13 protein-coding genes and 1 tRNA gene are annotated in these 13,685 nt (G+C 32.9%); 8 read left to right on the forward strand and 6 right to left on the reverse strand.

Features of this window, described 5'->3' with window-relative positions:
- The first annotated feature begins 167 nt into the window (after positions 1–167).
- Positions 168–1,433: a Glu/Leu/Phe/Val family dehydrogenase gene (locus JOD41_RS03910; RefSeq protein ID WP_205051664.1), complete on the forward strand. Its 1,266-nt coding sequence runs from the start codon at positions 168–170 to the stop codon at positions 1,431–1,433.
- Positions 1,434–1,601: 168 nt separating this feature from the next.
- Positions 1,602–2,888 (forward strand): copper amine oxidase N-terminal domain-containing protein, encoded by a 1,287-nt coding sequence (locus JOD41_RS03915; protein ID WP_205051665.1) that lies wholly within the window; start codon positions 1,602–1,604, stop codon positions 2,886–2,888.
- A gap of 106 nt (positions 2,889–2,994) precedes the next feature.
- Here JOD41_RS03915 and JOD41_RS03920 read toward each other — a convergent pair whose 3' ends face one another.
- The 5 genes from JOD41_RS03920 to JOD41_RS03940 all read right to left on the reverse strand — a co-directional run bounded on the left by JOD41_RS03920 (position 2,995) and on the right by JOD41_RS03940 (position 8,789).
- Complete coding sequence (locus JOD41_RS03920) at positions 2,995–4,731, reverse strand: NADH-dependent [FeFe] hydrogenase, group A6 (RefSeq protein ID WP_205051666.1); 1,737 nt, start codon at positions 4,729–4,731, stop codon at positions 2,995–2,997.
- A 9-nt stretch (positions 4,732–4,740) separates the two neighbouring features.
- On the reverse strand, positions 4,741–6,510 hold the full coding sequence (locus tag JOD41_RS03925; protein WP_205051667.1) for an NADH-ubiquinone oxidoreductase-F iron-sulfur binding region domain-containing protein: 1,770 nt from the start codon (positions 6,508–6,510) through the stop codon (positions 4,741–4,743).
- Positions 6,503–6,892, reverse strand: a complete 390-nt coding sequence (locus JOD41_RS03930; protein WP_205051668.1) for a hypothetical protein — start codon at positions 6,890–6,892, stop codon at positions 6,503–6,505. The genes JOD41_RS03925 and JOD41_RS03930 overlap by 8 nt, the downstream gene beginning before the upstream one ends.
- Positions 6,893–6,916: 24 nt before the next feature.
- On the reverse strand, positions 6,917–7,423 hold the full coding sequence (locus JOD41_RS03935) for an NADH-quinone oxidoreductase subunit NuoE family protein (protein ID WP_205051669.1): 507 nt from the start codon (positions 7,421–7,423) through the stop codon (positions 6,917–6,919).
- A 181-nt stretch (positions 7,424–7,604) separates the two neighbouring features.
- Positions 7,605–8,789: a coenzyme F420-0:L-glutamate ligase gene (locus tag JOD41_RS03940; RefSeq protein ID WP_205051670.1), complete on the reverse strand. Its 1,185-nt coding sequence runs from the start codon at positions 8,787–8,789 to the stop codon at positions 7,605–7,607.
- A 207-nt stretch (positions 8,790–8,996) separates the two neighbouring features.
- Between JOD41_RS03940 and ftsE the strand changes: the two genes are divergently transcribed.
- From ftsE to JOD41_RS03965, 6 genes are all read left to right on the forward strand, one after another.
- A complete protein-coding gene (ftsE, locus tag JOD41_RS03945; RefSeq protein WP_205051671.1) occupies positions 8,997–9,695 on the forward strand; it encodes a cell division ATP-binding protein FtsE in 699 nt (232 codons plus the stop codon).
- On the forward strand, positions 9,670–10,572 hold the full coding sequence (gene ftsX / locus JOD41_RS03950) for a permease-like cell division protein FtsX (RefSeq protein WP_205051672.1): 903 nt from the start codon (positions 9,670–9,672) through the stop codon (positions 10,570–10,572). Before ftsE ends, ftsX begins: the two co-directional genes overlap by 26 nt.
- A gap of 13 nt (positions 10,573–10,585) precedes the next feature.
- Positions 10,586–11,809, forward strand: coding sequence for a murein hydrolase activator EnvC family protein (locus JOD41_RS03955; protein WP_205051673.1), 1,224 nt, complete (start codon positions 10,586–10,588; stop codon positions 11,807–11,809).
- Positions 11,809–12,978 (forward strand): S41 family peptidase, encoded by a 1,170-nt coding sequence (locus JOD41_RS03960; RefSeq protein WP_205051674.1) that lies wholly within the window; start codon positions 11,809–11,811, stop codon positions 12,976–12,978. Before JOD41_RS03955 ends, JOD41_RS03960 begins: the two co-directional genes overlap by 1 nt.
- Before the next feature lie 128 nt (positions 12,979–13,106).
- Positions 13,107–13,217: a VOC family protein gene (locus JOD41_RS09175; RefSeq protein ID WP_239540996.1), complete on the forward strand. Its 111-nt coding sequence runs from the start codon at positions 13,107–13,109 to the stop codon at positions 13,215–13,217.
- Entirely contained in the window at positions 13,201–13,557 is a 357-nt protein-coding gene (locus tag JOD41_RS03965) for a VOC family protein (RefSeq protein ID WP_239540999.1), read from the forward strand. The genes JOD41_RS09175 and JOD41_RS03965 overlap by 17 nt, the downstream gene beginning before the upstream one ends.
- Positions 13,558–13,602: 45 nt before the next feature.
- Here JOD41_RS03965 and JOD41_RS03970 read toward each other — a convergent pair.
- Positions 13,603–13,676, reverse strand: a tRNA-Cys gene (locus JOD41_RS03970).
- Between the last annotated feature and the right edge of the window lie 9 nt (positions 13,677–13,685).

Genomic DNA, 13,685 nt, shown 5'->3' on the forward strand with positions numbered 1-13,685 from the left:
GAATTGAATTATTTTATAGGAAAAAAAAATAAAAATTAAACCTAAAAGTATAAATATAAACAAATCGTTAAAGTTATTCTCAATCCTTGAACTTAATTTGCCTATTTGATATAATTATGACTGTAAGAAATGGTTATCACGATATACATAAAGGAGAGTGTAAAAAAATGACAGATACTTTAAATCCGTTAGTAGCAGCTCAACAAAAGGTTAAGGCTGCATGTGACAAGCTAGGTTGCGACCCAGCAGTTTATGAACTTCTAAAAGAACCTGAAAGAGTTATTGAAATTTCTATTCCAGTAAAAATGGATGACGGTTCAGTAAAAGTTTTCAAAGGTTGGAGATCAGCTCACTCATCAGCAGTTGGTCCTTCTAAGGGCGGAGTTAGATTCCATCCAAATGTAAACCTTGATGAAGTTAAAGCTCTTTCTCTTTGGATGACTTTCAAAGGTGGAGCACTTGGCCTTCCATACGGTGGAGGAAAAGGTGGTATTTGTGTAGATCCATCTGAACTATCTGATAGAGAATTAGAACAACTTTCAAGAGGTTGGATAAGAGGACTTTACAAATATCTTGGTGAAAGAATTGATATTCCAGCACCAGATGTTAACACTAATGGACAAATCATGGCTTGGTTCCTTGATGAATGGATCAAAGTTAACGGAGACAGACAAGATATCGGAATGTTAACTGGTAAACCAGTTGGACTTGGCGGATCTGAAGGAAGAAACGAAGCAACAGGTTTTGGTGTTGCTGTAGTAACTAGAGAAGCTGCAAAACGTGAAGGAATTGATTTCAAAAACGCTAAAATCGCAGTTCAAGGATTCGGTAATGTTGGATCTTTCACAGTTAAAAACATTGAAAGACAAGGCGGAACAGTTTACGCTTTAGCTGAATGGGACAAAAAAGAAGGAAACTATGCTCTATATAACGAAAATGGACTAGATTTCAAAAAACTTCTTGATTATAAGAACGAACACCACACTCTAATTGGTTACCCAGATGCAGAACAAATTTCTGCTGACGATTTCTGGACAAGAGAATGGGATATCTTAATTCCAGCTGCTCTTGAAAATGTAATCACTGGTGATGTTGCTAAAAAACTTAATGTTAAATTAGTTTGTGAAGCAGCTAATGGTCCTACTACTCCAGAAGGAGATAAAGTTCTTGCTGAAAGAGGAATTAAACTTACTCCAGACATTTTAACTAACTCTGGTGGAGTTCTTGTTTCTTACTACGAATGGGTTCAAAACCAATACGGAATGTACTGGACTGAAGCTGAAGTTGAAGCAAAACAAGAAGCTGACATGATGAAAGCTATTGAAGGCGTATTCCATGTTTGTGATGAATATGATGTAGTTCCTAGAGAAGGAGTTTACATGTACGCAATCAGATCTATTGATAAAGCTATGAAACTTAGAGGATGGTATTAATTCCGACTCTTAAATAAAAGACTAAAAACCGCAGCATTTGTTGCGGTTTTTTTGTGCCTTTAAAAGCTATAAAATTAAAAACTTTAGATTTAATATAAATTTAAAGAAAAAATTTAATATGATAAAATATTAGTTATAAAATACTTTTATTTATGAAGGAGGATAAGAATGAAAGAATTTAAGAAATTATTTTTTGCACTTATATTTATTTTGTTTTTAGGTGCAAGGGTCTATGCCTATGACTTTGACACACCCCTTGTTATAAATGGTGTGGATTGTGAGACAGCCTATAAGAGTGATCAAAATTATTATGGATTTATTTCCAATGATCGAACTTATGTGCCTTTGAGATTTATAAGTGAAACTTTAAATTTTAAAGTCAACTATGAAGAAGCTAGCCGCAACATTAAAATTTCAGCTAATGGATATGAAGTGAAAATGAATACAAAGAGCAAAGATTATGAGACAAATGGCGTGAAAAAAACTATGGATGTCGCTCCAATTATTTATAATAACCGCACTTATATACCAATTAGATATGTTGCAGAAGCTCTTAATGTTGATATAAGTTGGAATCCTAATGACAAGGCTGTTTATATAGGAAATGCTCTTAAAGCTGACGGGAAAGATTTTTCTATATTTAAAAAATTAGATTTTTCAAAATATGGATTTGATCTTTATGTAAAAAAAGACTTCGAGAAAAATATTTTAATTGAAGAATCACCTCAAGAAAAACTTGTAAATTTTTATGACAAGAATCTTTATAAAAAAGGAAGCATGAATGGACTTGTTGCATCTATTGGAACAGAAAATGAAAGGGCAATATTCCCAGCACTTAATGTCTATCATGAAGATGGAAAAGTGCTTGTTAGATATGAATTTTCTGACAGTAGTTTAAAAAAATTGGACCCAAATCTAAAGGGAAGCGACAGTGTTCTAAAATTATTCCAGGAATCTTTTGAAATTCCAAGCAAGAATATTTTTCCTAAATTTGATCTAGATAATTCTAATAAGACAAAAAATACAGAAGTAAAAACTAAAAGTGAGGAAAAAGTTGTAAATAAGGAAATAGATAAGGATTACTCTACTTTTACTTTTGGAAATCCTAAGGTCACTATAAAAATTCCTAAAGATCTTATGAAAGATTTAATTGTTGAAAAAAATAAAGGAGTTAATGGACCAGTTCTTTATATTCGCGACAAAAAAACTGCTCAAGAAGGAGATCCTACTTTTTATGGTATGATTAGATTTTATGAGCAAGTCCATGAGAAAAAGGGTCAATATGTAATGTACGATGAAATGTATAAGATTATTGATTCTAAGGGACCTATAAAGACAGTTGAAGGAATTGCAATAGATGCCCAAGTGGATTTTCGCGACAAGAAAAAAACTAAGCATTATTTGGATGTAAGTAAGAGAGTTAGGGAAGAAGTAAAAGTTACAGTAGAAAAATAAAATTTTAGGCTCTATTAATGGAGCCTTTTTTGTTTCATATAATTTTTAATGTGCAAGGAAAAAAGTGGAAGCAAGAGCCTCCACTTTTTATTTTTTTTAAATAACATTAAATTTTTTCTCTTGGTGAGTAAGATGTATGAAGTAGGTCGTGAGCTCTTTCACCATAAGGTTTTCCTAGGTAAGTTTCATAAATTTCTTTTATCATTGGATTTTCGTGAGCCTTTCTGAATTTTTTATTTTTGTCAATGTCATAAAGGGCTCTTTGTCTCTTCAAAAGAATTTCTTCGTGACCATGGTGATAAGGTTGACCGCCGCCACCAATGCAACCACCAGGACAAGCCATAATTTCAATGGCATCAAAGTTGTACTTTTTGCTCCTTATGCCATCTAATAATTTTCTTGCGTTGCCAAGTCCATGAGCAATGCCAACTTTTAAATTCAAGTCGCCAATTTTAACTTGGGCTCCTCTTATGCCCTTTAGACCTCTTAGTTCTTCAAATTCAATTTTTTCAAGTTCCTTGCCAGTTAACCATTCGCTGGCAGTTCTTATAGCTGCTTCAATTACTCCACCTGTTGTGCCAAAAATTGTTCCTGCGCCAGAAGATTCGCCCATTAATTTATCAAATTTGCCTTCTTCAAGGCCCTTAAAGTCTATGCCGTAAAGTTTTATCATTCTGCCAAGCTCTCTAGTTGAAAGGACATAGTCCACATCGCGAATATCCTTTGTGCCAAGTTCTGATCTTGCTGCTTCAGCTTTTTTTGCTGTGCAAGGCATTACTGAAACCATGACAATGTCCTTGGAAGGGATTCCTGTTTTATTTGCATAATATGTTTTTACCATGGAACCCATCATAATTTGTGGGGACTTACAACTTGAAGGAATGTCTAACATATCGGGATAATTCATTTCAATAAATCTAACCCAGGCTGGACAGCAGGAAGTTAAGATTGGAAGAGTTTTGTTGTTTTCGATTCTATCAACCAGTTCACTTGCTTCTTCCATAACTGTTAAGTCTGCTGAAAAGTCTGTGTCAAAAACTACATCAAAGCCAAGTTTTCTAAGAGCTGTGACAAGTTTTCCTGTGGTAACTTCGCCAGCTTCCATGTCAAAGAGTTCTCCAATAGCAACTCTAATTGATGGGGCAACTTGAACTACTACATGTTTCTTTGGATTTTTTATTGCATTAAAAACTTTATCCGTTGCATCAATTTCTACTATTGCACCAGTTGGGCAAACTGCCACACATTGACCGCAGAAGGTACAAGAACTTTCAGCGAGAGAAATATTAAAGGCAGGGGCAACTATGGCGTCAAAGCCACGATTTAGTCCACTGAGAGTTCCTACAGTTTGAACTTCATTACACATTGTTTCGCATCTTCTACACATTACACATTTATTGGGATTTCTGTAAATAGAATTTGAAGAAGCATCAACTTTGTGCTGCATTCTTTCGCCCTTGTAGGCAATTTCTCTTATGCCCATTTTTTCTGCTAAGGCTTGAAGTTCACAGTTTAAATTTTTAGGACACACTAGACAGTCCTTTGGATGATTGGAAAGAAGAAGCTCTAGGTTAATTTTTCTTGCCTCAACTGCCTTTGGAGTATCTGTCTTTACTATCATTCCTTCAGTTATTTCTTCAGAACAAGCTGTACAAAGTTTTGGTCTTCCCACAACTTCAACCATACATATTCTACAGCTTGATGGTTTATTTTTGTAATTAAAGTTAGGAAGCTTCATATGACAAAGTGTAGGGATGTCGATGCCAATTTCTTTTGCGGCGTCTAATATTGTCGTGCCTTCCTTAACTTTTAATTTTTTATCATTAATAACACAATTTATCATAATTCACCTCTATTTAGGTTCCACAACTGCACCTACAGGACATGTCTTAAAGCAAGTTCCGCAGGCTATGCACTTGTCCTCATTGATTTCGTGCTTTTCCTTAGGATTACCTGAAATACATTTTACAGGACATTCTCTTGCACATCTGTGACAGCCAATGCACTTATCCTTATTTATTTTGTAGGCTCTCTTAACTTCATGTCTTGCATATTTTAAGTATTCGTCAGGGAAATACTTCATAGTGGATAAAATTGGGTTAGGGGCAGTTTGTCCAAGTCCACAAGCAGCCGAATTAATTATGTTGTGACATAAATCCTCAATTTTTTGTAAATCTTCCTCTGAACCCTTGTCATCTAAAAGATTTTTAAGCATTTCAAGAAGTCTTTTTGTTCCAACTCGACAAGGTGTGCACTTTCCACAAGATTCGTCTTGGGTAAATTCAAGATAGAATTTTGCAATCTCAACCATGTCGTTGTCTTCGTCCATGACAATAAGCCCACCAGAACCCATCATGGCACCAATTTCCTTTAAAATTTCATAATCTATTGGCGTGTCAATATTTTCCTTGGTAATCATGCCACCAGAAGGTCCGCCAATTTGTACTGCCTTAAATTTTTTGCCATTTGGAATACCGCCGCCAATGTCGTAGACAATTTCACGAATAGTTATGCCCATAGGTACTTCAACAAGTCCAACATTATTTACCTTTCCTGCTAGGGCAAAAACTTTTGTGCCTTTAGATTTTTCTGTTCCCATGGAAGTGAACCAGTCAGTTCCACGCAAAATAATTTTTGGAATATTTGCATAAGTTTCTACATTATTTACAGTAGTAGGCTTACCCATATAGCCCTTTACACTAGGGAAAGGTGGTTTTCTAGTAGGCTCGCCTCTTTTGCCTTCAACAGAATGTATAAGTGCAGTTTCTTCGCCGCAGACAAAGGCGCCTGCTCCATACCTAATTTCAATATCAAAATCAAAGCCAGAATTAAAAATATTTTTGCCTAAAAATCCATAATCTCTAGCTTGAGAAATGGCAGTTTTTAGTCTATGAATGGCAAGGGGATATTCTGCTCTAATATAAACTACGCCATGCTTTGCACCAGTTGCATATCCTCCAATAGTCATAGCCTCAACAATAGAATTTGGGTCGCCTTCCAAAATACTTCTATCCATAAAGGCACCAGGGTCGCCTTCGTCAGCATTGCAGAAAATATATTTTTCTTCTCCTGGAGAATTATATGTATTTTGCCATTTTATTCCAGTTGGGAAACCTCCACCACCACGACCACGAAGTCCAGATGCTTTTATAAGATCAATTACATCTTGCGGAGTCATTTCAGTTAAAACTTTTAAAAGGGCTTGATAGCCATCGTAGGAAATATAGTCGTCAATATTTTCTGGGTCAATTTTGCCACAGTTTTTTAAAGCGACACGAGTTTGTTTTCCATAAAAACTCATTTCTTTTTGGTTGTAAATCGGCTCTTTGTTTTTTGGATTTTTGTAGAGAAGTCTCTTGACAGGTCTACCATGAATAATGTGTTCAGCAACAATTTCATTTACATCATCTGGACTTACATGAGTGTAAAAAACATTGTCGGGTTCTATTTTTACAATGGGACCTTCGCCACAAAAGCCAAAACATCCAGTTATCATTGCTTCAACATCTCTGATTTTATAGTGCTCAATTGCCCTGTCAAAATTTTCTTTAATTAAATCACTTCTTGCAGAGACACAACCAGTACCCTTGCAAATAAGTATTTGTAATCTTAAATTATTCATGTGACACCTCTTTTTCGTATTCGAGGGTTTGACTCTTCATAGAAGCAACATTTAAGATAAAATCTTTTATAGCATCAGTGTTAAGAGAATCGCTTTTTACATTTGCACAGACATTAAATTTTATTTCAATGTTAAACTTTTCTTTTTGATTTGGATCATCTTTAAATAAAAATTTGCAGTTGCGCATACCCTTTGCGCGTACAAAACTTTTTAAGTCATCAAAAACTTTTTCTATTTCTGCATATTTTTCACTTTCGTTGCCAGTTATAAAAATTTCTATAACATCATCGTCTTGCATTTCGCCAATATCTCTTAAAATAGTTTGGTGATGCCTTGATTCTTTTATAGAAAGAAGTTTTTCCAAGGAATCTATTTTTGCCATAATTACCTCCTTTGTATAGTTTTTCTATTTACTTACTTCTTCTAATTCTTTTCTGTGAGATGCAATAATTTCTTTTACATCTGCCACTTCAACATGACCATAAATTTTGTCATTTACACGAACTACTGGACCAATGCCACAGGCACCAACACATCTAATAGAATTGACATTAAATAGACCGTCTTCACTAAGTCCATCTCCATCCACATTTAATTCATCTCTAAAGGCCTTCATAATTTCTTCTGAGCCCTTAACAAAGCAAGCTGTACCAAGACAGACGTCGACTTTAAATTTTCCCATTTTCTTTTCATTAAAGAAGGAATAAAAAGTTACTATGCCATTTATTTTGCTTGCAGGAAGATTAGTAAGTCTTGCTATATAAATTTGGAGTTCCTTTGGAAGATATCCAAAAATATCTTGAGCGTAGTGAAGAATACTAATAATATTGTTTTCCTTATTATCAAAAGTATCTATGTAGTCTTTTAAACTCTTTAAGAGAGCATTATCTAGGCTCATGGTTTTTAACTTCATATCTACCACCTCTTATTTAATTGTAATACAATGAAAAGGTTTTATCAAAGAAAAGGAAGATTTTTTTAAAATTTATTATAATAAAAATCTTAAAAGAATAGTAAAGATAAAAATAGAGCTTTAAAAATATACAAAAAAAAAAAAGGAGCCGAGGCTCCTTAAATTTATATTTTTAGATTAATTATTCAGTTGCAAAGTTATCGAAGTAACCTTGAATTAAAACTACTGGAGTTCCTTTGTCTCCTGAACCACTAGTCAAGTCACAAAGACTTCCTAATAAGTCAGTGATTCTTCTTGGTGTTGTTCCAAGAGTTTCATTAGTTCCAACTAAATCTTTATTTTTGTGAGAAATTTTTTCTTTCATTGCAGCAGTTGCATGTTCTGCATCCATGTCTTTAAGATCAGTATCTGCAATATATTTTATTTTAAGTTCGCTTGGTGTTCCAGCAAGTCCCTTAGTGTGAGCAGGAGAAACTACTGGGTCAGCAAGTTCCCAAATTTTTCCTACTGGATCTTTAAAGGCACCGTCGCCATAAATCATTACTTCGATTTCTTTATTGTATTTATCAATTAATTTCTTTTGAACAGCATTTACAAATTCTTCACCATCTCTTGGGAATAATTTTAATTTGCTTTCAGATGCAAAGTTTGATCCAAGAAGACCAAAATCTTTATTAAAACCACTGCCATTAATTGATTCATTTAAGATATCATCAAGGCCAAGAACAACTTTTGCTCCTGCATCTTTTAGAAGTCTCTTAATAGAAAATCTTGTGTGAGTTGAACCAATAAGAACTTCATCTGTATAATTTAAAATTGTCTTAGGATCATTTGAGAAGTGGATTTCACAGTTGCCGCCACAAATTTCTTTGTAAAGACTTACATAGTCAATACCTGTAAATTCGTGTTTAACAACTTCACCAAAAATTCTTCTATAATCTTTTTCTTCTAGCACATCTGTGAAAGGATTGATCTTTGCTTCATAAAGAAGGTTTGGATCCATTAGTGAGTTTCCAACTTCATCAGAAGGGTAGGAGAATAGAAAATGGATTTTCTTTCCTGATTTTGCGATTCCTCTTAATATTGTTGAAAATCTGTTACGACTTAAAATAGGAAATACAATTCCGATTTCTCCATCATATTTATTATTAATATCACAAGCAATGTCATCTATAGAGACATAATTATTTTGAGCTCTTGCAACAAGTGATTCTGTTACTGCGACAACATCTCTATCTTTCATAGAAATATTTTCTGATTCAAGAGCTTTTCCTAGGGAATCAACGACAATATCTACTAGATTGTCTCCACTTTTTACAATCGGTGTACGGATTCCACGTACTACTGTTCCAATGTATCTTTGCATAATTCCTCCTACATTTAAACAACATTTAAATAAATTACTTTTTTACTTCAAAATTATACACGATGTCTTTTGAAATGTAAAATATTTTTTTTGAAAAAATTTAAAAATATTTAGAATAATTGAAAAAATACATAAAATTAATAAATTCACTGTACATTTGTAACCACTTTGTAATATAATTATTAGAGATTATAGAAAGGTGTAATTATGATTAAATTTGAAAATGTATTTAAGGAATACAACAATGGTGTTACTGCACTTTCAAATGTAAGTATAGAAATACCTCGTGGTGATTTTTTATTTTTAGTTGGACCATCTGGCGCCGGAAAATCTACTATGATTAAACTTTTAATTAGAGAAGAAAAAGCTAATCGTGGAAAAATTTATATTGGCGACAATGAAATAACAAAACTATCTAAATATATGATACCTAAGTTAAGGAGAAATATTTCTGTTGTGTTCCAAGACTACAGACTATTAGAAAAAAAGACTGTTTATGAAAATGTGGCTTTTGCCCTTGAAATTCTTGGAGAGTCAAAAAAAGAAATAAATGAAAAAGTTGATTATGCTCTTGATCTTGTAAATTTAAGTGACAAGAAAAAAGCTTATCCATCTGAACTTTCTGGTGGAGAATCACAAAGAGCTTCTATAGCAAGAGCGATAGTAAATAAAGCACCCTACCTTGTATGTGATGAACCAACAGGAAATCTTGATGAGTCTACAGCTTGGGACATTATGAGTGCTTTAAAAAATATTAATGATGATGGTAAAACTGTCATAATGGCAACTCATGCAGTTAATATTGTAAATAAATTTAACAAGAGAGTTGTAACTTTAGATCAAGGACAAATTATTTCAGATATTAAAGAAGGAGGTTATTATGAAAATAATAAGACAGTTCTTTAATGTTGTGAAAGAATCTTTTTCTGGCCTTTGGAGAAATAAGACAATGTCTTTTACATCTATTATATCCATTGCTGCAATGCTGACACTTTTTGGCGTTGTAATGCTTATGATAGTAAACTTAAATGGATTTGCTTACCAAACTGGAGAAAAGTTGGATAAGGTTGTTTTCTTCTTAAAAGATGAGGCAAGCCCAAGTGATGTCAATGATTTTATTGACGAACTTCATAACAATAATAAGGTTAAAAAAGTTTCTTATGTTTCAAGAGATGAAGCTTTAAAGGAATTTAAAGAAAGTTTTGGAGATAATTCCAAAATATTAGAAAATATTCCTGGTGGAAACCCTCTACCAGCATCAGTTACTGTTGAAATGAAGAAATTATCTTATGGAAAAGAAATAGAAGATAAATACAAGGACCTTCCAATTGTTGAAGATCACAATTATTATTATGATTTTGTTACTCAAATGATAAAAGTTCAAAATGGAGTAAAGTATGTTGGAGCAGGAATAGTTCTTATTTTATTTCTTGTATCTGTTCTAATTATTCACAATACTATTAAGATTGCAATTTCAAATAGAAGAAAAGAAATAAACATCATGAAATATGTTGGGGCAACTAATACCTATATAAGAGGACCTTTCCTAATTAATGGAATAATTTTTGGTGTAGTTGGTGCTTTGATAGCAGGATTTATAACTATGAAACTCTATGAAATTTTATTCGACAGATTAAATCCTCAACTCTATGATATTACTCATGTGGATTTGGTGTCCGCTCTTGCTATTAGGACAGATTTATTTATAATCTTCCTTTGTATTGGAGTGGGAATAGGCTTCTTTGGAAGTTTATTTTCAACTAAAAAATTTTTGGATGTGTAGGTGAAAATTAGTGATGTATAGTAAGAAAAAGATTCTTGCAATATGTCTAGCAGCACTTATGGCTGTCCCAAGTGGTGCTATTGCTAAGAGTTCAAAGAGTCTAACTATTGAAAAAAATAAAAAGAAACAAGAACAAAGAGAAGTAAAAAATAAAATAAAAAAGCAAAAAAGCAATATTTCAAATACTGAAAGTGAAAAGAAAGTTGTAAATGATGAAATTGTCAATTTAGATGAAAGAATTCAAGTAACTTCTGCAAAAATTTCAACTTTAGAAGGTGAAATTAGTAGTTTAAATAAAGACATAAAAGAAAATCAAGATAAACTAGAAGAAGCTCAAGTAAATCTTGAGGAAAATACAGAAGCACTTCGTATGAGACTAAGAGAAATGTATAAGAGAGGTAATGTTAATTTCCTTGAAGTAATTTTAAACTCTAAGGACATAGAAGAATTACTTAGAAATAATGAAATTATTTCTTCTATAGCTAAGGCTGATAGAGAATTAATTGAATTTATTGGTGAACAAATTGAAACTATAAAGGAAAGTGAACAAAGACTTCAAATAGATAAGGCTAAATTATCAGCAAATAAGGCAGCAGTCATAAATGAAAGACAAACTTATCAAGCTGCTATTGATGCAAAAAATAATTACATGAAGGTTTTAGAGTCAAACTTAGAATTATACAAGGCAGAATTTGAAAAAGCTCAAGCAAATTGGGATAGTTTAGATGCAGAAATAGTAAGACTTCAAAAACAAATTTCAGAACAAAAGAAGGCTGAAGAAGCTGCTGCAAGAGCAAGAAAGGCTACTAGAGTTCACAGCAATATTTCCGTATCTTCTGCACCTAGAAATGGACAAAGTTATACTTGGCCAGTACCTGGTCACTATTCTATTTCCTCACCTTTTGGATATAGAATACACCCAATACTTGGCTATTCAAAATTTCACTCAGGAGTAGATATTCCTGCACCAAGTGGCACGCCAATTGTTGCTGCCAAGTCTGGTACAGTAATTATGTCAAAGCTAATGAGTGGTTATGGAAATGTAGTAATGGTTGATCATGGCGACACAGTTACAGTGTATGCTCACTGTTCAACTCTAAATGTAGGTGTTGGCGAATCTGTAAAAGCTGGCGATGTTATTGCCTTTGTTGGTTCAACTGGTCTTTCAACAGGAGCACATTTACATTTTGAAGTGAGGGTTAATGGATCTCCTGTAAATCCATTGGGATATGTTTAATGAAAAATAATAAATTTTTAAAAATTATAGCAGTTGTACTTCTTGTGATTACAACTGCTTTTGTTACAAGAATAATAACTGTAAGACAGGTTTTATCTTCCAATGAAAATTTTGGCAAGGTAATAGTCTTAGAAAAATATTTGAGAGAAAATTATCTTTACAATAAAGATATTAAAGATGAAAATTTAGAAGCTGGTCTTTTAAAAGGTCTCGTTGCAGGTTTAGCTGACCCTTATTCACAATATCTTACATCAGATGAAATGAAAAAATTATCTGAAACTACTACGGGAAAATTTCAAGGCATTGGAGTTATAATTTCTCCCGATGAAGACGGAACTGTGACAGTAATTTCGCCAATTAAGGGTTCGCCTGCTGATAGAGCTGGAGTAGAATCTGGAGATAAAATTTTAAAAATCAATGGAAAAGATTTTTCTGCAGAAAAAATAAATGAAGCATCAAAGGAAATGCGTGGCGAAAAGGGAACTACTGTTAAAATTTTGCTTCTAAAAAAGAAAAATTTAAAGACAAAAGAAGTTGAAATTAAAAGAGAAGAAATTAAAATCGATTCTATTATAAAAAATAAAATTGGAGACATTGGCTACATTGGCATAACAATGTTTGATGAAGAAACTGGAAAGGACTTTGTAAAGGCTTTAAATGAACTTACAAAAGAAGGCGTAAAGGGAATAATCCTTGACATGAGAGGAAATCCTGGCGGCGTAGTTGACGCTGCAGTTGAAATAGGCGATGCGATTCTTCCAAAATCCACTTTTGTAACTTTAAAAGACAACAAGGGTGAAATAGTTCAAGATTATAAATTAGACGACAAGTATAATGACATCAAAATGGTTGTACTTGTTAATGAAGGCTCTGCCTCTGCATCAGAAATTTTATCTGGTGCCATAAGAGATCTTGATAGAGCAAAAATTATTGGAAAGACAACTTATGGAAAAGGCGTAGTGCAAAATGTAATATCTTTGCCTGAAGGCGATGGTTTAAAACTTACAACCTCAGAATATTTTACTCCAAAGGGTAAGTCCATTAATAAAATTGGAATAAAACCAGACATAGAAATTGAACTTCCAGAAAATATTAAGGGAATTGGAATTGATTACATGGACACAGACACTCAACTTAAAAAAGCAATAGAAATTATAAAGGAAAAATGAAATTAGCAGCTTTCGGGCTGCTTTTTTTATAAAAATTTTATTTTTCAGGGTATAAATTTATATAAGACTGAAAAATTACAAAAGTTTGTATTTATTTTATTTTTTAAGATAGAAATTTGGAGGTTTTTATGATAAAAAGTATTGCACACATTGGTCTCACTGTAACAGATCTTGATAGATCCATAAAATTTTATAGAGATATTCTAGGGCTTTCTTACCTATATGTATATGGAAGGTGAGTCCACAGATAAATTATTTAATGGCAAAGATTTAAGCGTAAAAGTTTGTTATTTAAGTTCTAAGGAAGGTGATGGATACCCAGATGTGGAGTTAATAAACTTTGAAAGAGAACAAGTTAAAAAAGATAGTCCATCTCTTTTTAAAACTTCTATTTCAGAACTTTGCTTTGAAGTAGAAGATATTGAAAAGTTTTATAATTTTTTAGTAGATAGTGGTGTAAAAGTTATGTCAGAGCCACAAGTTTTTGATTCAAGTAAATATGGATTTGGAAAAAGCAAGGCAATATATTTTTACGATCCCGATGGAAATATTTTAGAAGCAATAGAAAGTGTTAAGTAATTTAAATAAAAAAAAATCTACTGAATAAAAATCAGTAGATTATTATGGAGGCGACAACCGGATTTGAACCGGTGATAAGGGTGTTGCAGACCCGTGCCTTACCACTTGGCTATGTCGCCATAACAACA

The sequence above is a fragment of the Peptoniphilus gorbachii genome, assembly GCF_016908115.1.
Taxonomy (GTDB): Bacteria; Bacillota; Clostridia; order Tissierellales; family Peptoniphilaceae; genus Peptoniphilus_A; species Peptoniphilus_A gorbachii.